Origin of the sequence: Rhodococcus sp. PvR099 (assembly GCF_017833315.1) — a bacterium.
Classification (GTDB): domain Bacteria; phylum Actinomycetota; class Actinomycetes; order Mycobacteriales; family Mycobacteriaceae; genus Rhodococcus_G; species Rhodococcus_G oryzae.
The window spans coordinates 5065676-5085416 of record NZ_JAFIBV010000001.1; the positions used below are offsets into that span (position 1 = coordinate 5065676).

At 66.5% G+C, this 19741-nt stretch carries 16 protein-coding genes; 15 read left to right on the forward strand and 1 reads right to left on the reverse strand.

All coding sequences use genetic code 11. The features are described 5' to 3' along the window. Window positions 1–15 precede the first annotated feature (15 nt). Entirely contained in the window at window positions 16–732 is a 717-nt protein-coding gene (gene rplA, locus JOE46_RS23635) for a 50S ribosomal protein L1 (protein WP_077040733.1), read from the forward strand. Window positions 733–793: 61 nt separating this feature from the next. On the opposite strand, the gene JOE46_RS23640 is transcribed toward rplA, so the two are convergent. Then, complete coding sequence (locus JOE46_RS23640) at window positions 794–2422, reverse strand: MFS transporter (RefSeq protein WP_209928656.1); 1629 nt, start codon at window positions 2420–2422, stop codon at window positions 794–796. Window positions 2423–2838: 416 nt separating this feature from the next. Here JOE46_RS23640 and rplJ point away from each other — a divergent pair, with 416 nt between their 5' ends. From rplJ to rpoB, 14 genes are all read left to right on the forward strand, one after another. Next, window positions 2839–3375 (forward strand): 50S ribosomal protein L10, encoded by a 537-nt coding sequence (gene rplJ / locus JOE46_RS23645; RefSeq protein WP_027500661.1) that lies wholly within the window; start codon window positions 2839–2841, stop codon window positions 3373–3375. 120 nt (window positions 3376–3495) lie between these two features. Further along, complete coding sequence (rplL, locus tag JOE46_RS23650; protein ID WP_097210956.1) at window positions 3496–3882, forward strand: 50S ribosomal protein L7/L12; 387 nt, start codon at window positions 3496–3498, stop codon at window positions 3880–3882. 294 nt (window positions 3883–4176) lie between these two features. Then, a complete protein-coding gene (locus JOE46_RS23655; protein ID WP_097210957.1) occupies window positions 4177–5223 on the forward strand; it encodes an ABC transporter ATP-binding protein in 1047 nt (348 codons plus the stop codon). Between the two features lie 9 nt (window positions 5224–5232). Continuing rightward, window positions 5233–6027, forward strand: coding sequence for an ABC transporter permease (locus JOE46_RS23660; RefSeq protein WP_027500658.1), 795 nt, complete (start codon window positions 5233–5235; stop codon window positions 6025–6027). A 3-nt stretch (window positions 6028–6030) separates the two neighbouring features. After that, window positions 6031–6891 carry an ABC transporter permease gene (locus tag JOE46_RS23665; RefSeq protein ID WP_077040736.1) on the forward strand — a complete coding sequence of 287 codons (861 nt, stop codon included), beginning with the start codon at window positions 6031–6033 and terminating at the stop codon, window positions 6889–6891. After that, on the forward strand, window positions 6888–8252 hold the full coding sequence (locus JOE46_RS23670) for an MCE family protein (protein WP_097210958.1): 1365 nt from the start codon (window positions 6888–6890) through the stop codon (window positions 8250–8252). The genes JOE46_RS23665 and JOE46_RS23670 overlap by 4 nt, the downstream gene beginning before the upstream one ends. Further along, on the forward strand, window positions 8249–9316 hold the full coding sequence (locus JOE46_RS23675) for an MCE family protein (protein ID WP_097210959.1): 1068 nt from the start codon (window positions 8249–8251) through the stop codon (window positions 9314–9316). Before JOE46_RS23670 ends, JOE46_RS23675 begins: the two co-directional genes overlap by 4 nt. Beyond that, window positions 9313–10308, forward strand: coding sequence for an MCE family protein (locus JOE46_RS23680; protein WP_097211091.1), 996 nt, complete (start codon window positions 9313–9315; stop codon window positions 10306–10308). The genes JOE46_RS23675 and JOE46_RS23680 overlap by 4 nt, the downstream gene beginning before the upstream one ends. Further along, the gene (locus JOE46_RS23685) at window positions 10308–11594 is read left to right on the forward strand and encodes an MCE family protein (protein ID WP_373560237.1); all 1287 of its coding nucleotides are present in this window, start codon (window positions 10308–10310) and stop codon (window positions 11592–11594) included. Before JOE46_RS23680 ends, JOE46_RS23685 begins: the two co-directional genes overlap by 1 nt. Window positions 11595–11608: 14 nt before the next feature. Further along, window positions 11609–12877, forward strand: coding sequence for an MCE family protein (locus JOE46_RS23690; RefSeq protein WP_179800487.1), 1269 nt, complete (start codon window positions 11609–11611; stop codon window positions 12875–12877). Beyond that, window positions 12874–14121: an MCE family protein gene (locus JOE46_RS23695; protein WP_097210961.1), complete on the forward strand. Its 1248-nt coding sequence runs from the start codon at window positions 12874–12876 to the stop codon at window positions 14119–14121. The genes JOE46_RS23690 and JOE46_RS23695 overlap by 4 nt, the downstream gene beginning before the upstream one ends. Before the next feature lie 54 nt (window positions 14122–14175). Further along, a complete protein-coding gene (locus JOE46_RS23700) occupies window positions 14176–14784 on the forward strand; it encodes a hypothetical protein (protein WP_097210962.1) in 609 nt (202 codons plus the stop codon). Between the two features lie 151 nt (window positions 14785–14935). Beyond that, window positions 14936–15754: a hypothetical protein gene (locus JOE46_RS23705; protein WP_097210963.1), complete on the forward strand. Its 819-nt coding sequence runs from the start codon at window positions 14936–14938 to the stop codon at window positions 15752–15754. Window positions 15755–16172: 418 nt separating this feature from the next. Then, the gene (gene rpoB / locus JOE46_RS23710) at window positions 16173–19679 is read left to right on the forward strand and encodes a DNA-directed RNA polymerase subunit beta (protein WP_097211093.1); all 3507 of its coding nucleotides are present in this window, start codon (window positions 16173–16175) and stop codon (window positions 19677–19679) included. Window positions 19680–19741: the final 62 nt, after the last annotated feature.

The window sequence follows — 19741 nt, forward strand, 5'->3', positions numbered from 1 at the left end:
GTAAGGACAGAACACATGGCAAAGCGCAGCAAGGCGTACCTCGCCGCCGCCGAGAAGGTCGACCAGGCCAAGCTCTACAGCCCACTGCAGGCTGCGAAGCTCGCCAAGGAGACCTCCTCCACGAAGATGGACGCGACCGTCGAGGTCGCCGTTCGACTCGGCGTCGACCCCCGCAAGGCGGACCAGATGGTTCGCGGCACCGTCAACCTCCCGCACGGCACCGGTAAGACCGCCCGTGTGATCGTGTTCGCCGTGGGCGAGAAGGCCGCCGAGGCCGAGGCCGCCGGCGCGGACGCGGTGGGTGCCGAGGACCTGATCGAGCGCATCCAGGGCGGTTGGCTGGACTTCGACGCCGCGATCGCGACCCCTGATCAGATGGCCAAGGTCGGCCGCATCGCCCGCGTCCTCGGACCGCGTGGCCTGATGCCGAACCCGAAGACGGGCACCGTCACCGCCGATGTGACCAAGGCCGTCAACGAGATCAAGGGCGGAAAGATCAACTTCCGCGTCGACAAGCAGGCCAACCTGCACTTCGTGATCGGCAAGGCGTCCTTCGACGACGCCAAGCTGGTGGAGAACTACGGCGCCGCGCTGGACGAGATCCTGCGTGCGAAGCCGTCCTCCGCGAAGGGCCGTTACGTCAAGAAGGTCACGGTTTCGACCACCACCGGACCGGGCATCCCGGTGGACCCGAACCGCACCCGCAACCTCCTCGAGGATGCTGCAGAGTAGGACAGCTCGACAAGAAGGCCGGTACGGATCTCCGTACCGGCCTTCTTCGTGTCTGCGGTCCCTACGCCTGTGGGTCTGCCTCGTCCTTCCGCCAGGCGAGCAGGACGGCGTTCTCCTTCGACGGCGCCCATGGCAGGAAGATCGCGACGATGATCGCGCAGACCACCACCGCACCGGTCGCGACAAGGGAGGCGGTCTGCGAGCCCTGCAGCACCGCCGACTTCATCGCCGTGATCAGGTTCTCCCGCTGCGGTTCGAGCATCGTCGGGATCTCCCGCTTGCGGATCTCGAGAACACTGAGGACCGTCGCCCGCGCGAATCCCTTCTCGTCCTCGTTCATCAGCATCGCGGGCACCCGGTCGATGTTCGGCGAGATCGTCGTCGAGTAGTACGAGGCGACAATGGACCCGAGCACTGCAACGCCGAGGGTGCCGCCGATCTCGCGTGTGGTGTCGTTGACGGCCGAGCCGGCACCGGCCTCGTCGAGGGGGAGCGAGGACATGATCGATTCGGTGGCGGGGCCCTGGACGATCGCCAGGCCGAGCGCCATCGAGACCATCGACGGCAACACGTCGGCGAGGTAGGTGCTGTCGACGTCGACGAGTCCGCCGAGGTAGAGCCCGAGCCCGGTCAGCAGCAGACCGAAGACGATGACCGCGGTGGTGCCGATGCGTTGCGCGAGCAGGGTGGCGATGGGCGCGCCGACCGCCACGCTCACCGCGAAGGGGAGCGAGGCGATGCCGAACTCGAGCGGGGTGTACTCGCGCACTCCCTGGAAGTACTGGGTGATCAGGAACAGGAACCCGAACATCGAGAAGTACGCGATCGCGATCGCCAGCGCGGGCAGCGAGAATCTGCGGATCCGGAACAGGCGCATGTCGAGGATCGGTGTCGGGGTGCGCAACTGCCACCAGACGAACGCGCCGAGGAGTACCGCCGCCGCCGCGATCCCACCGAGGGTGGCGAGGCTGAGCCAGCCGTAGCGCGGGGCCTCGATGATCGACCAGACCAACAGCGTGATGCCCACGATGGACAGCACGATCCCGGGGAGGTCGAGTCGGCCGACGACGGCGGCCTTGGACTCAGGGACGAGGAGCAGCGTCGCGATGATCGCGACCGCGGCGACGGGGACGTTGATCCAGAACACCGAGTGCCAGGAGAAGTGTTCGAGCAGCCAGCCGCCGGACATCGGTCCGATGGCGATGGCGAAGCCGGCCATCGCGGTCCAGGCCGCGATGGCAAGCGCGCGCTCGCGGGTGTCGGTGAAGATGTTGATGATCAGGGCCAGGGTGGCGGGGAAGACCGCGGCGGCGAACACGCCCATGGCGGCCCGGGCGGCGATGACCTGCCCGAGGGTCTCGGCGTTGGCGCCGGCCACGGACATCACCCCGACGCCGATCAGGCCGATGATCATGATGCGTCGGCGGCCGTACCGGTCTCCGAGATTGCCGCAGGCCAGCAGCAGGCTGGCGAACGTGAGGGTATAGGCGTCCACCACCCACTGCAGTCCGCTCACCCCGGTGTGGAGTTCGACGCCGATCGAGGGCAGGGCGACATTGACGATCGTGTTGTCGAGAACCACCAGTAGTTCCGCGAGGCAGATCACGGCGAGTGCCGCGAATCGCCCTGCGCGCGAGGAGATCAGCTCGACCCTGTTGTCGGGTGGGTTGGTGCGTTCCAGCGTGGTCATGAGTTGTGACGGTACTCGCTATGTGTAACTACATATAACAGTCAATTTGGGACTGGTCCGTCACCCTAGGGGGTTAGATGTGATGGCTGTCACGATCCAGGCTTCCCGTGGCGGCTCGTTTTGGATGGTCAGGCCCGTTCGGGTACTCTCTCCGGAAGAGTTCGATCTATTTCGAGTTCACCCCAAGAAGTTCTACCCAAGACCGTTGGTCACCGATGTCGTGAGGCATTGGTTGAAGGTTCGGGACACAGCCCGACGGCCCACGCAGGAGGACGAGGTAGGGGAGTGGTGGGCCTTCGCGCGAGCTGGGTCCGGATCTCTTCGTAACGCCCCGTGTGCCTGCACCGGGGCGTTTTGCATTGTCACGGCCGCATCCCGAGGGTGCACCAACACGATGTCACGAGAGGAGGCGAAGTATGGCAAAGCCCGAAAAGGTCTCCGCAGTCACGGAGATCACTGAGCAGTTCAAGGGTTCGACTGCCGCCGTGATCACCGAATACCGTGGTCTGTCGGTGACCAGTCTGACGCAGCTGCGACGCGCGCTCGGAGCAGGCGCAACCTACTCCGTCGCCAAGAACACCCTGGTCAAGCGCGCCGCCGCAGAGGCGGGCGTCGAGGGCCTTGACGACCTGTTCGTCGGACCGACCGCCATTGCGTTCATCAAGGGCGAGCCGGTTGACGCAGCGAAGGCCATCAAGGCCTTCGCGAAGGACAACAAGGCGCTTGTCATCAAGGGCGGCTACATGGACGGCAATGCGCTGTCCGTGGACGAGGTCAACAAGATCGCGGACCTCGAGTCCCGCGAGATCTTGCTGGCCAAGCTCGCCGGCGCGATGAAGGGCAACTTGGCAAAGGCCGCTGGCCTGTTCAATGCCCCCGCCTCGCAGATGGCCCGTCTGGCCGCTGCGCTGCAGGACAAGAAGGCCGCGGAAGGCTCCGCAGCCGAAAGCTGATCCGCACGAGACCGGACGGGCGCCCTCGCGGGTGCGAACAAGGTCTTGCGTATCACGTACCAAACCACTCCCACCTCGTCGCGGATCAGCGACATGGGACTTACAGGAAGGACCGCCATCATGGCGAAGCTCACCACCGAAGAGTTGCTGGACCAGTTCAAGGAGCTCACCCTCCTCGAGCTCTCGGAGTTCGTGAAGGCGTTCGAGGAGACCTTCGAGGTCACCGCTGCTGCGCCGGTCGCCGTTGCCGCCGCCGGTGCCCCGGCCGCCGCCGCGGACGCCGCTGAGGAGCAGGACGAGTTCGACGTCGTCCTCGAGTCGGCCGGCGACAAGAAGATCCAGGTCATCAAGGTCGTCCGTGAGGTCGTCGCGGGCCTGGGCCTGAAGGAGGCCAAGGACCTCGTCGAGGGTGCGCCGAAGGCGATCCTCGAGAAGGTTTCGAAGGATGCGGCCGAGGCCGCCAAGGAGAAGCTGGTCGCCGCAGGCGCCACCATCTCCGTCAAGTAAGACCGCCGCGTAACAACGCAGCGCTCACGCTCGACAAAAGGGCCGTTCCCCGTCAGGGGAGCGGCCCTTTTTGGTGCCCGGATTCCGAACCTCGAGCGCGTTAGAAGTGGACGGTTGTTCAGCGTTGAGGCGACGCATCGATGCAGTTCAGAGGGGATAAATCGGACATGGAGGGGCCGGATTGCACCCGAACCCTACTCATGAGTAGCATTCAGCGTCACAGGTACCACTTCGATGCGATAGAGTGACCCAACCCACATTGGGTCAGTGTGTCGAAAAGCGTGGAGGTTTTCGGTGGGAGTAGAGGTAGTAGTCGAGGGACTCACCAAGTCGTTCGGCTCGCAGAAGATCTGGCAGGACGTCACCCTGACGCTCCCCCCGGGGGAGGTCACGGCCCTGCTCGGCCCGTCCGGTACGGGCAAGTCGGTGTTCCTGAAGTCGCTGATCGGCCTGCTCCGTCCGGAGCGCGGTTCGATCGTCATCGACGGCACCGACATCCTGGAGTGCTCCAGCCGAGAGCTCTACGAGATCCGGAAGATGTTCGGTGTGCTGTTCCAGGACGGTGCGCTGTTCGGGTCGATGAACCTCTTCGACAACGTCGCCTTCCCGCTGCGTGAGCACACCAAGAAGTCCGAGTCCGAGATCCGCAACATCGTGATGGGCAAGATGGAGCTCGTCGGACTCATCGGTGCCGAGAACAAGCTCCCCGGTGAGATCTCCGGCGGTATGCGCAAGCGCGCCGGATTGGCAAGGGCGCTCGTGCTTGACCCGGAGATCATCCTGGTCGACGAGCCCGACTCGGGCCTCGACCCGGTCCGCACGACCTACATCAGCCAGCTGCTGATCGACATCAACTCGCAGATCGACGCGACGATCCTGATCGTCTCGCACAACATCAACCTCGCGCGCACCGTGCCGGACAACATCGGCATGTTGTTCCGCAAGGAGCTCGTCATGTTCGGTCCCCGCGAGGTGCTGCTCACCAGCGACGAGCCGGTGGTCAAGCAGTTCCTCAACGGCAGCATGCTCGGCCCGATCGGCATGTCCGAGGAGAAGGACGAGGCGCAGATGGCGCAGGAGCAGGCGATGGTCGATGCAGGCCACCACCACGGCGGTGTCGACGACGTCGAGGGCATCGTCCCGCAGATGAAGGCCACCCCCGGTATGCCGTTCCGTCAGGCCGTCGCCCGCCGTCAGGAGCGCGTCCGCCAGATCATGCACACGTTGCCGCACAATGCCCAGATCGCGATCCAGGAGAGCCTTGACACCGAGGACAACACTCAGGTGATTCCCGCATATGACGACTCCGGCATGGAGACGTCTTCCTGGGGACGCGGGTAGCACGCGCCGATGGGGGGTACCAAGAGCACGCTGCTCAGTCCGCTGACGGCCGCGTTGACACAGGCCGGGTTGATATTTCAGCTCTTCGTCGATGTCGTGCGGAACACGTTCAGGAAGCCGTTCCAGTTCCGGGAGTTCATCGAACAGGCCTGGTTCATCGCGAGCGTGACGATCCTGCCGACAGCGCTGGTCGCGATCCCGTTCGGCGCGGTGGTGTCACTGCAGACCGGATCGCTGATCAAGCAGCTCGGCGCCGAGTCCTTCACGGGTGCGGCCAGCGTGCTGGCGGTGATCCAGCAGGGCAGTCCGATCGTGACCGCGCTGCTGATCGCCGGTGCGGCAGGCTCGGCGGTGACGGCCGATCTCGGGTCGCGCACCATCCGTGAGGAGATCGACGCCATGGAGGTGCTCGGTATCAACCCGGTCCAGCGCCTCGTGGTCCCCCGCGTGCTGGCGATGATCCTGGTGGCGGTGCTGCTCAACGGGCTGGTCTCGGTGGTCGGCATCGCGGGCGGGTACTTCTTCAACGTGATCCTCCAGGGTGGCACCCCCGGCGCCTACCTGTCCTCTTTCTCCGCGCTCGCGCAGTTGCCGGACCTCTACATCGCGGAGGCGAAGGCCGCCGTGTTCGGCGTCATCGCGGGCGTGGTCGCGGCCTACAAGGGCCTGCACCCCAATCCAGGGCCGAAGGGCGTTGGCGAGGCCGTGAACCAGACGGTCGTCATCACCTTCTTGCTGCTGTTCTTCGCCAATCTGATCCTCACGATGGTGTACCTGCAAGTCGTTCCTGCCAAGGGGGCTTAACCCATGACGATCGCCAAGGGTCGCGGCGACCGGACACTGATGCGTGCGCGCAAGGTGACCCGCGCGCCGCTGCACGTTCTCGATCGCGCCGGCGACCAGATGTCCTTTTACGCAAGGGCAATCGGCTGGATTCCGCGGACGCTCACGCACTACGGCCGAGAGGTCCTCCGGCTGCTCGCCGAGGTCACCTTCGGCAGCGGTGCGCTGGCCGTCATCGGCGGAACGATCGGCGTCATCGTGATGATGTCCGGCTTCACCGGCGTCGTCGTGGGCCTGCAGGGGTACGCGGCGCTCGAGCAGCTCGGCAGTTCCGTGCTGACCGGCTTCCTCTCCGCGTACGTCAACACCCGCGAGATCGCCCCGCTCGTGGCTGCCCTCGCGCTGTCGGCGACGGTCGGCTGTGGCTTCACCGCCCAGCTCGGTGCCATGCGCATCTCGGAGGAGATCGACGCGCTCGAGGTCATGGCGGTGCCGAGTGTGCCGTTCCTGGTCACCACCCGGATGATCGCCGGGTTCATCGCGGTCGTGCCGCTCTACATCGTCGGTCTGATGGCCGCGTATCTGGCATCGAGGCTGATCAACACCGTCTTCAACGGGCAGTCGAGCGGGTCGTACGACCACTACTTCAACCTGTTCCTACCGCCGGTGGACGTGCTCTGGTCCTTCGGCAAGGTGCTGGTCTTCGCCTTCGTGCTGATCATGATCCACTGCTACTACGGCTACAACGCCTCCGGCGGACCGGCGGGCGTGGGCGTCGCCGTCGGCCGGGCGGTGCGGACCGCGATCGTGACGATCGCGGTGCTGGACTTCTTCCTCAGCCTCGCCATCTGGGGCACCACGACCACAGTGAGGGTGGCCGGATGACCGACGGTGGTTCGGTGCTGCGCCGACGCATTCTTGGCCTGGCATTCTTTCTCGTTCTCGCGTTGTTCCTGGTGTTCACGATCGGGATGTACAACAAGTCGTTCAAAGAGGTCGTGAAGGTCAACCTCGTGACCGACTCGGTCGGCAACTCGCTGCCCAGCCACGCGGACGTGAAGGTGCGCGGGTTGATCGTGGGTGAGGTGCGGTCGGCCTCGACCGAAGACGGCAAGGTCACCTCGGTCCTGGCGATCGACCCCGACAAGGCCGAGCTGATCCCGTCCAACGCGACGGCGCGGCTGCTGCCGAAGACCCTGTTCGGTGAGCGCTACGTCTCGCTGATCGTGCCGACAGGCGACACCGCCGCCCCGATCTCGCAGGGCGACACGCTGCTCCAGGACAAGAGCGGCAACGCGATCGAGGTCGGCGAACTGCTCGACGGGCTGCTGCCGCTGCTGCAGGCCGTTCCGCCGCAGGACCTGGCGAACACCCTCGGTGCGCTGTCGCAGGCACTTGCGGGGCGCGGCAACGACATCGGGTTGAGCATCGAGCGACTCGAGACAATCTTCGCCGGGGTCAACACCGAGCTGCCGAACCTGCAGGAGGGCCTGCGCGGTCTCGCGGACTTCTCGCAGACCTACTCGGAAGCCGCTCCCGACCTGATCAATGCGTTCGACAACCTGCGGACCACCGGCGCGACCGTGGTCCAGCAGCAGAACCAGATCCGGGCGCTGATGTCCTCGGTCACCGCCACCGCAGGCAGCACCGCGGACTTCCTGGAGGTCAACAAGGACTCGCTGATCTCCATCGCGGCGGATTCGCGGGAGGCCCTCGAGGTCCTGGCCGCTGCATCGCCGACCTTCGGCTGCACCTTCTCGCAGTTCGTGCCGATCGTGGAGAGCGCAAGCGCCATCCTCGGGCTCAACCCGGACGGCAGCCTCAAGGACCACCCGGGCGCCCGCGCGGCCACGGTGTTCGTGAACCCGAAGGGGCGTTACCTGCCGAACCAGGACGAGCCCCGGCTCTTCGACAACCGCGGCGCCAAGTGCTATCAGCCTGCGGCGCCCGGCTACAAGTTCGGCCAGTACCCGGGCGGCTCGTACAACGACGGTTCCTACCAGGTGCCCTCGCGCAACCCGGGCCCCTCGTTCGTGCCGTCGCCCGCCGCCCCGCAGTACTCGGTGGTCCCGAGCCCCGCGACCGGGCAGAATACGCCCGCCGCTTACACCGGATCGACACTCGAGCAGGACACATTGGCAGTCATCTACGGGAAGGGCACCGGCACCCTGCCGGAGGCGGTGCCGGGTTGGACGACGCTGCTGGGCGCGCCGGCATTGAGGGGAACGGAGGTGAGTGTCCGATGAGAGGTCTCGCGGCTCCCCTGATCAAGCTCATCATCTTCGCCGTCGTCACAGTGTTGGCGACCGCGACGCTGGCCTTGACCATCGCGAACACCAGCGGTGGCGGTGGTACCAAGTTCAACGCGATCTTCACGGACGTCGCGTCGCTCAACAAGGGCGACGAGGTCCGAATCGCGGGCGTACGCGTCGGACAGGTCAACGAGATCGCGATCGTCAACGAGCGGGAGGCGAAGGTCCAGTTCTCGCTGACCGACCGCGACTGGCTCCCGGCCAGCTCGACCGCCACGATCCGCTACCGGAACCTGGTCGGCCAGCGCTACATCGCGCTGGAGCAGGGCGAGGGCGCGCAGGGCATGAAGCTGTCCGGCGGCGCGACCATCCCGATCGAGCGCACCAAGCCCGCGGTCAACCTGACGACCCTCTTCAACGGCTTCCGGCCGCTGTTCCAGACGCTCAGCGCCGACGACGTGAACAAGCTGTCGTTCCAGATCATCCAGGTGTTCCAGGGCGAGGGCGGCACGATTTCCGAACTGGTGCGCAACACGGCCAGCCTGACCAACACCATCGCGGACAAGGACCGAGTGATCGGCGACGTGATCAACAACCTCAACGGGGTTCTCGAGACCGTCAACAAGCACGACGAGGAGCTGAGCTCGCTGATCGTCAACACCGAGCAGCTCGTCACGGGGCTGGCCAACGATCGCGGCGTGGTCGGGAGCGCGGTGACCTCGCTCGCCGGGCTGGCCGATGCCACCGCGGACGTGCTCGAACCGACGAGGCCGTCGATCCAGGGCTCGGTGTCCGCGCTCAACACGCTGGCAGGAACGCTGAACGCGCAGAGCGACGACGTGAACAAGATCCTGGCCACCCTGCCGGTGAAGCTGGACAAGCTGTCCCGCATCGCGAGCTACGGGTCGTGGTTCCAGTTCTACCTGTGCGGACTCGACGTCGTCGCGGGTCCCGGTGAGTCGCCGTATCTCAACCTGCCGACGGGACTCCCGACCGTCAATCAGCCGATCTACACCAACTCCGCACCGCGGTGCTCGGCGAACGGGGCCGGACAGTGAAGCAACGTCGTAGCCCAGCCGCCATCGGAGCGCTCGGCATCGTGGTGGCGCTGCTCGCCACGGTGTCGGCCTTCTTCCTCGATGACCTGCCGATCATCGGTGCGGGCGCCACCTACCGGGCCCAGTTCACCGAGGCGGCCGGGCTCAAGCCGAGCAACGAGGTCCGCATCGCGGGCGTCAAGGTCGGCAAGGTGACCGCCGTCGAGCTCGACGGCGACAAGGTCGAGGTCGCGTTCAAGGTCAAGGACGCCTGGGTGGGCGACCAGACCACCGCGTCGATTCAGATCAAGACGGTCCTCGGCCAGAAGTACCTGGCCCTCGACCCGCGCGGATCCGACACCCTGGACGCCAGGGACACGATCCCGTTGGAGCGCACCACCTCCCCGTACGACGTGCTCGACGCCTTCGGCGACGCGACCACCACGCTGGACGCGATCGACACGCCGCAGCTCGCGCAGAGCATGAAGACGCTGTCCGAGGCGTTCTCGGAGACGCCCGCGGACATCCGGGCCTCGCTCGACGGGGTGACGCGGCTGTCGAAGACCATCGGTAGCCGGGATGAGGAGCTGCGCAAGCTCTTCGCCGCGACCGCGGACACCTCCAAGGTGCTCGCCGACCGCAACGCCGAGTTCACCAAGCTGATCGGCAGCGCAGGCCTGCTGCTCGGCGAGCTGAACAGCCGCCAGCAGGCGATCTCCCAGCTGCTCACCGGGACCCAGCGGCTCTCGCAGCAGCTGACCGGGCTGGTCAAGGACAACGAGGCGCAGATCGGTCCCGCGCTCGAGCAGCTCCGCGGCGTCGTGCAGATCCTGCAGGACAACAACGCCAACCTGGACCGGGCGATCAAGCTGTACGCACCGTTCACCCGGCTGTACGCGAACATCGTCGGCAACGGTCGCTGGTTCGACCAGGTGGTCGTGAACCTGACGCCGCCCGCGCTCCCGCTCATCCCGGGTTACCGCGATCCCGTTCGAACCATTGGGGGCAACTGATGACCGGCGTGACCTCGGGAAGGATGCAGAAGTTCAGCAGCCGTCAGATCGTGGCCACCGCGCTGGTACTGGTGGGGCTGCTGGTGCTGGGATTCGGCGGTTGGTGGCTGTTGACCCGAGCGGGGACCACCAAGATCACCGCGTACTTCGACAAGTCGGTCGGCATCTACGACGGCTCGGACGTCCGGGTGCTCGGCGTGAAGGTCGGCTCGGTCAACGAGGTCGAGCCACTGGGTGACCAGGTCCGGGTCACCATGCGCGTCGATCGCGGGGTGAAGATCCCCGAAGATGCCAAGGCCGCGCAGATCACCCCGTCGGTGGTGTCCGACCGGTACATCCAGCTCGCCCCCGCGTACTCGGGCGGCGAGGCGATGGAGTCCGGCGCCACCATTCCCCGCGAGCGGACCGCGACCCCGGTCGAGGTCGATCAGCTCTACTCGAGCATCGACGAGCTGTCGAGGGCGCTCGGGCCGGAGGGGGCGAACAAGGACGGCGCGCTGTCCGAGTTCGTCGACACCGCGGCCAAGAACCTCGACGGCAACGGTGAGGCGCTCGGCGCCACCATCACCGAGCTGTCCAAGGCTGCCGAGACCCTCAATCTCAACAGGGGTGACCTGTTCGAGACGATCCGGAACCTGCAGACCTTCGTCAGCGCGCTGGCGGCCAACGACGAGCAGGTGCGCCAGTTCAACTCCCAGCTCTCCGATCTCAGCGGCTTCCTGGCCGGGGAAAGGAAGAACCTCGGCGACGCGCTGAACCAGCTCTCCTTCGCGCTCGGTGACGTGGCGGTGTTCGTCCGCGACAACCAGGAGGCCGTCACGAGCAACGCGGAAGGATTGGTCCAGGTGACGCAGACCCTCGCCGACAACCGGCAGGACCTGGTCGACGCGTTGACCACCCTGCCGATCGCCATCAGCAACGTCGTGAACTCGTACGACGCGGAGTCCGGAACGCTTGCCTCGAGGGTGAACCTGCCCGAGACGCAGGACCCGTTCGGGACCCTGTGCAAGCTGATCGACCTCGGCAAGCTGATGCCGGGCGACCCGAAGTTCGACGCGCTCGGTCGCCAGATGGCGCCGCTGATCCAGAACTGCAAGATGATCATGGACCAGGTGACCGCGGGCGTGAAGACACCGTCGTTGAATCTGCCGTTCGGCATCCTCAGCGGCGACAACCTCCAGCGGCCCTCGCAGCCCGGTACGGTCCCAGGAAACGTCTCGCCCCGACTCGGAAACTCGCAGGCCCCCGGCCTCAGCGACCAGAACATCCCGCGGGGTGGCCAGTGATGCAGGAACGGTCAGTGAAGCGTTCGGTTGCGATCGGTGTCGGCGCATGCGTCGTCGCGTTGACGGTCGCGAGTTGTGGGTCCAAGGGCATCTACGGCATTCCGTTGCCCGGTGGCGCCGACCTCGGCAGCGACCCGATGCACCTGACGGTGGAGTTCGATGACGTGCTCGACCTGGTGCCCCAGTCCACCGTGAAGGTCGACGGCGTCCCGGTCGGGCGGGTGGAGAGCATCGACGTCCCGGACGACGGTTGGACGGCGGCCGTCGGTGTCGTCGTCGATTCCGCGGTCGATCTGCCGGCGAACGCGCTTGCGTCGGTGCAGCAGACCAGCCTGCTCGGTGAGAAGTTCATCGAACTCAAGGCCCCGCCCGTCAACGCCGACGCGGCCCGGCTCAGTGACGGGTCGACGATCCCCGTGGACCGGACCCGGCACGCCACCGACATCGAGCAGGTGCTCGGCGCGCTGTCGCTGCTGCTCAACGGCGGCGGGGTCGCCCAGCTGCAGCCGATCATCCACGAGCTCACCACGGCCCTGGACGGCCGCGAGTCCAAGGCACGCAGTCTGCTCGACCAGGCGAACACGCTGATCGACGGGCTGAACAAGCAGCGCGACGACATCACAAGGGCGCTCGACGGGCTCGACACCCTCACCGGTCGGGTCAACGAGCAGACCGATCAGATCGAGAAGATCCTCGCGGAGATCCCTCCCGCGGTGCAGGTCCTGAACGAGCAGGAACCGCAGTTCATCCAGATGCTCACCCAGCTGGATCGGCTCGGTCAGGTCGGCACCGACGTGCTGGTCCAGTCCAAGGACAACCTGATCGCCGACCTGCGCGCGCTGCGGCCGACCCTGCAGGCGCTCGCCGACTCGAGCGAGGACCTGGTGACCGTGCTCCCGCTGATCCCGACGTTCCCGTTCCCGGACGGTGCGGAGAAGGTCATCCACGGCAACTCGATGAACCTCTTCCTCTCGCTGGACATGCGACTCGGCCAGCAGTTCGAGGCGCTCGGGGTGGGACTGCCCGACCCGGTCTACGTTCCGCCGCCGCCCGGATACGGCGGATACGTCCCGAAGGTGGACCCGTCGAACCCGTACTACAACGGGAACGGCCCGCGGCCCGGCTGGCCGACGGTCTCGATCCTGCCGTTGCCGCCGATCGTCCCGAAGCCCGCGCCCGCTCCTGGCGCCCCGGTGGCGCCCGGCACCGAGCCGGTCGCCGAGAAGAAGGACCAGAATCCGCTGAGCGGTCTGCTCGACAAGCTGGGAGTGGGTGGACGATGAGGTCGGCTCTGGTGCGCTGGCAGTTGGTGGCGTTCGCGCTGGTCGCGATCGTCGGCCTGCTCTACGTCGGCGCGAAGTACGTGCGGCTCGACAACCTGCTGGGATTCGGCCAGTACACGGTGCAGGCGGACTTCGCCGACTCCGGCGGCATCTTCACCAACGCCGAGGTCAGCTACCGCGGCGTGCCGGTCGGCACGGTGGGGGACCTGCACCTCACCGACGACGGCGTGCTGGTCGACCTGAAGATCAACACCAGCGCCCCGGAGATCCCGTCCTCGGCCAAGGCCGTGGTGGCGAACCGGTCGGCGATCGGTGAGCAGTACGTCGACCTGCAGCCGAGCAGTGACGAGGGCCCCTACCTGGAGGACGGATCGCTGATCGTCCGCCAGGACACCGCCACCCCGGTTCCGGTGGAGGAGGTGCTGGCGAGCACGAACGCGCTGGTGCGCTCGGTGCCCTTGAAGGCGCTGAACACCACGGTCACCGAGCTGGGCAAGGCGTTCAACGGCAAGGGTGACGACCTGCAGGTACTGGTGGATTCGCTCAACACCCTCTCGCAGGAGGGGATCGACAACCTGCCGCAGACGCTGACGCTGATCCGGGACACCAGGACCGTGCTCGACACCCAGTCGGAGCAGTCCTCGGCGATCCGCCAGTTCAGCTCCGATCTGGACCTGGTGGCTGCCCAGCTCCGGGCCAGCGATCCGGACCTGCGGCGCCTCATCGAGACCGGCACCGCCGCGAGCAACGAGGTCGGTTCGCTGATCGATTCGGCGGGCCCGGCCCTGACCACCGACCTGGACAACCTGGCGCTGGTGACGGCGGCCCTCGGTCCGCGGACCCTGGCACTCAACGCCCTGTTGATGTTCCTTCCGGGACTGGCGGCGGGAGCGAGCACCGCGGCACCCGGCGACGGCACCCTGCACCAGGGCCTTTTGCTGGAGACCAACAACCCGCCGCCGTGCACCCAGGGCTACGAGGGGACGCACGAGATCCTCGCGCAGATGAAGCGGGAGAACCCCGACTTCGACCCGACCCGCGACGAGTTCCCGCTGAACATGCAGGCCAACTGCACCACGCCGCTGGGCAGCGTCACCGGCGTGCGTAGCGCCAACCGGATCGTGTACGCGGACCCGGCCACACCGCAGCCGTGGGACAACAAGCCGAAGGTCGATCCGGACAAGCTCAACCTCAACCCGATCGCGACGCAGCTCGCGCCCTTGCTCGGCATCACCCCGAAGTGATGCCGCTCCGGCGGAGTCGAGCAGAAGTTACCAAGTAGTAGGGTAGAAAAAGTGATGCGTAGCACGAAACTGCTGAAGCCTGTTCTCGCTGCGGTGAGTGTGCTCGCCATCGGGGCCCTCGTGGCCGCCGTCTGGTTCGGGTTCGGTTGGGGTCATGCCCTGTTCTCGGACAAGCCGGCGGCCGCCGCGCGCGACGACGCGCTGACCGGCGCGCGCCAGTCAGCGATCAATCTCAACACCGTCGACTCGGGGAATCTGGACCAGACGTTCGCGAACATGGAGTCGTCTATCACCGGCGACGAGATGCTCAATGCGCTGGCCGAGACCAAGGATCAGATGGCCGAGCAGGTCAAGCAGACCGGCGCGAAGAGTGAGGCGAACGTGCTCGACGCCGCGCTCACCGCGATGAGCCGAGACGAGGGCACCGCGAACTCGCTCGTCGTGCTCACCACGACCACGACCTGGCCGAACAAGCCGACCAGCAAGGTCAAGATAACGATGCGAATCGGTCTGACCGATGTCGACGGCGTCTGGAAGGCCTCGAAGGTCGAGAACGTCGGCCAGCCTCTCGCCATGGACCCCGGCACCCCGGCACCCGCCCCGGCCCCGGCGCCCGTGCCCGAAGGGGCCCCTGCCCCCGCTCCCGAGTCCGGCGGACAGTAGGGCCTCGGCCCCGCACCAGCGGCAATCCGGCAGCGGAACAGCTAAGGAGTATCGAACAGTGCCCCCACGTCGTCGCACCACCAGCACGCCCCAGCCCAAGGGGCGTCGCCCCCGCGTGGCCGGTACCGGGTCCGGTACGCCCCGCGGACCCGTGAGCGAACCCGAGGCCACCCCGCCCGCGAGTTCGGCCGCGACCGAGACCGAGGTCGTGGCAGTGGGCCCCGATGTCGTCAGCCCGCCCGCAGGGACGCCTGTCGCCGCCGCGGAGGCCACGGGCGACACGGAGGCCACCGCAGCGGTAGTGGCCGACGCGAGCGGCGAGAGCGCCGCGACCGAGCCGGAGCAGGCGCCGAAGACGATCAACCGGACCAGTTCCCTGCGCCCGCGCGCGACCGGGGCGGACGCCGACGCGTCGTCCGCTCCCGAGGCCGCGGTCGACGGAGAATCGGTCGACGAGCCTGTGGTCGACCAGGAAATGGTCATGGCGGGCTGGAAGCGGGTCACCACGATCGGCTTGGTGGCGCTTGGGCTCGGTGTCTTCGCGCTCGTCGCCGCGTTCCGGCCCGGTGCCGACGTCCCGAACCAGGCCTGGGTCGACACCTCGGAGACCTCGAAGGTCACGGCCGACGCGAAAAATGCGATCCAGACGCTCTACACGTACAAGTTCGACACGGTCGAGCAGGACTTCGAGAACGCGCGGGCGGTCCTCGACGACGCCATGCGCGAACAGTTCGACAAGACCGCCGCGGTCACCAAGGATGCCGTCATCCAGACGAAGACGGCCACCAACGCCGAGGTGACCGACATCGGTCTGAAGTTGCTCTCGGACGACCGCGCCGAGCTCGTGGCCAGCATGAACGTGAGTGCGACCAACGACGGTGCGGCGCAGGGGAGCGCACAGGGACCGCTGTCGGTGACCATGGCGAAGTCCGGCGACCACTGGGTGATCACGGACATCCGGGACCGCTGATCGGGGCTCGGATCGGGTGTCCCGGCGGTGTCCGCGGGGCAAATCGCCGAGACGTGTCTTGACGCGGCGGGGTTGAGGCGTCACTCTAATGGCGAGACATGCGAGATCGCTCCTTCTGTAGGAGCGGGTCCGCGCAAGATCGCGCCGGCGCAAATGGAGGCACCGGGCGCGAGGGATTGCACGGACGCCAGGCTTGGGCACCGTTTGGGCTGCCCTGTCCAGTTGTATTCTGCGTCGACTTCGGGTACCTTTGGACGTTGCGCTGGCTGCCTCCTGTCCACCTCTCCACCTCACCGCCTGTGAAGCGTTCGCTTCCTGCGTCTGTTGGCGAGTTTCGTTCGGGTTGTGACCAGCGAATTCGCCCCACATGAAGAAGCAGATACAGCGGCGGTCGCGCAGCACGAGCGGCCCGCGTGAGGTGCTGGAAGGACGCATCTTGGCAGTCTCTAGCCAGACCAAGGCAAATGCCGGAATCCCCGGAGCCCCGAAGAGGGTCTCGTTCGCGAAGATTCGCGAACCTCTCGAAGTTCCAGGGCTACTTGATCTACAGACGGATTCTTTTGAATGGTTGATCGGATCGCCTGCATGGCGTGAGCGGGCAGCCGCCCGCGGCGACGGCAGTGTCACCGGCGGTCTGGAGGACATCCTCACCGAGCTGTCCCCGATCGAGGACTTCTCGGGATCGATGTCGCTGTCCTTCTCGGACCCGCGCTTCGACGAGGTCAAGGCCTCGACCGATGAGTGCAAAGACAAGGACATGACCTACGCGGCGCCCTTGTTCGTCACCGCGGAGTTCATCAACAACAACACCGGCGAGATCAAGAGCCAGACGGTCTTCATGGGTGATTTCCCGATGATGACCGACAAGGGCACCTTCATCATCAACGGCACCGAGCGCGTCGTCGTCTCGCAGCTCGTTCGCTCCCCGGGTGTCTACTTCGACCACTCCGTGGACAAGGGCACCGAGAAGGACCTGCACAGCGTCAAGGTGATCCCCGGCCGCGGTGCGTGGCTGGAGTTCGACGTCGACAAGCGCGACACCGTCGGCGTCCGCATCGACCGCAAGCGTCGTCAGCCGGTCACCGTGCTGCTCAAGGCCCTCGGCTGGACCACCGAGCAGATCACGGAGCGCTTCGGCTTCTCCGAGATCCTCATGGCCACCCTGGAGAAGGACAACACGGCAGGCACCGACGAGGCGCTGCTCGACATCTACCGCAAGCTGCGTCCGGGCGAGCCGCCCACGAAGGAGAGCGCGCAGACCCTGCTGGAGAACCTGTTCTTCAAGGAGAAGCGCTACGACCTCGCCCGCGTTGGTCGCTACAAGATCAACAAGAAGCTGGGCCTGAACCACGGCCAGCCGATCACCGCGTCGACCCTCACCGAGGAAGACATCGTCGCGACGATCGAGTACCTGGTGCGCCTGCACGCCGGTGACACCGCGATGACGGCGCCCGACGGCGTCGAGGTCCCGGTCGAGGTCGACGACATCGACCACTTCGGTAACCGTCGTCTCCGCACCGTTGGCGAGCTGATCCAGAACCAGATCCGGGTGGGCCTGTCCCGCATGGAGCGCGTCGTGCGCGAGCGGATGACGACCCAGGACGTCGAGGCGATCACGCCGCAGACCCTGATCAACATCCGTCCCGTCGTGGCCGCGATCAAGGAGTTCTTCGGAACCTCCCAGCTCTCGCAGTTCATGGACCAGAACAACCCGCTGTCGGGCCTGACCCACAAGCGTCGTCTCTCGGCGCTCGGCCCCGGTGGTCTGTCCCGTGAGCGCGCCGGCCTCGAGGTGCGAGACGTGCACCCGTCGCACTACGGCCGCATGTGCCCGATCGAGACCCCTGAGGGCCCGAACATCGGCCTGATCGGTTCGCTGTCGGTGTACGCGCGGGTCAACCCGTTCGGCTTCATCGAGACCCCGTACCGCAAGGTCGTCGACGGACAGGTCACCGACCAGGTGGACTACCTGACCGCCGACGAGGAGGACCGCCACGTCAAGGCCCAGGCCAACGCCGTGGTCGACAAGGACGGTCGCCTGACCGAGGACCGCGTCCTCGTCCGCACCAAGGGCGGCGAGGTCGAGTTGATCCCGGCCGAGGACGTCGACTACATGGACGTCTCGCCGCGACAGATGGTCTCCGTCGCGACCGCGATGATCCCGTTCCTCGAGCACGACGACGCCAACCGCGCCCTGATGGGTGCGAACATGCAGCGTCAGGCAGTGCCGCTGGTCCGTTCCGAGGCGCCGCTGGTCGGCACCGGCATGGAGCTGCGCGCCGCGGTCGACGCGGGCGACGTCGTCGTCAGCGAGAAGACCGGCGTCATCGAGGAGGTCTCGGCCGACTACGTCACCGTGATGGCGGACGACGGCAGCCGCAAGACCTACCGGATGCGCAAGTTCGCCCGCTCGAACCAGGGCACCTGCGCCAACCAGCGTCCGATCGTGGACGAGGGCGACCGGGTCGAGGCCGGCCAGGTCATCGCCGACGGTCCCTGCACCGAAGCCGGTGAGATGGCGCTGGGCAAGAACCTGCTCGTCGCGATCATGCCGTGGGAGGGCCACAACTACGAGGACGCGATCATCCTGTCGCAGCGCCTCGTGGAAGAGGACGTCCTGACCTCGATCCACATCGAGGAGCACGAGATCGACGCCCGCGACACCAAGCTCGGTGCCGAGGAGATCACTCGCGACATCCCGAACGTCTCGGACGAGGTCCTCGCCGACCTCGACGAGCGCGGCATCATCCGCATCGGTGCCGAGGTCCGTGACGGCGACGTGCTGGTCGGAAAGGTCACGCCGAAGGGCGAGACCGAGCTGACCCCGGAGGAGCGTCTGCTGCGCGCCATCTTCGGTGAGAAGGCCCGTGAGGTCCGCGACACGTCCCTCAAGGTCCCGCACGGTGAGAACGGCAAGGTCATCGGCATCCGCGTGTTCTCGCGCGATGACGACGACGATCTGCCCCCCGGTGTCAACGAGCTGGTCCGCGTCTACGTGGCACAGAAGCGCAAGATCCAGGACGGCGACAAGCTCGCCGGCCGCCACGGCAACAAGGGTGTCATCGGCAAGATCCTCCCGCAGGAGGACATGCCGTTCCTGTCCGACGGCACCCCCGTCGACATCATCCTGAACACCCACGGCGTGCCGCGTCGTATGAACATCGGTCAGATCCTGGAAACCCACCTGGGTTGGATTGGCAAGACCGGCTGGAACGTGCAGATCGCCAGCGACGGCACCCGTCCGGACTGGGCCTCGACCCTGCCCGAGGAGATGCTCTCGGCCCCGGCCGACAGCAACATCGCCACCCCGGTGTTCGACGGTGCCAAGGAAGACGAGCTGACCGGTCTGCTTGGCGCGACCCTGCCGAACCGCGACGGCGAGCAGATGGTGGGCCCGGACGGAAAGGCCACCCTGTTCGACGGCCGCTCCGGCGAGCCGTTCCCGTACCCGGTCTCGGTCGGCTACATGTACATCATCAAGCTGCACCACCTCGTCGACGACAAGATCCACGCTCGTTCGACCGGTCCGTACTCGATGATCACCCAGCAGCCGCTCGGCGGTAAGGCCCAGTTCGGTGGCCAGCGCTTCGGTGAGATGGAGTGCTGGGCGATGCAGGCCTACGGCGCGGCATACACGCTGCAGGAGCTGCTCACCATCAAGTCGGATGACGTGGTCGGCCGCGTGAAGGTGTACGAGGCCATCGTCAAGGGCGAGAACATCCCCGAGCCGGGCATCCCCGAGTCGTTCAAGGTGCTCCTCAAGGAGCTCCAGTCGCTCTGCCTCAACGTGGAGGTGCTGTCCTCGGACGGCGCGGCCATCGAGATGCGCGACGGCGACGACGAGGATCTCGAGCGTGCGGCAGCGAACCTGGGCATCAACCTGTCCAGGAACGAGGCGGCGACCGTGGACGATCTCGCGAACTAGGTGTTTGGTCCCCGGGCCACGTCGTTGATGTGGCCCGGGGGCGTAGCCCACATTTGAATTTG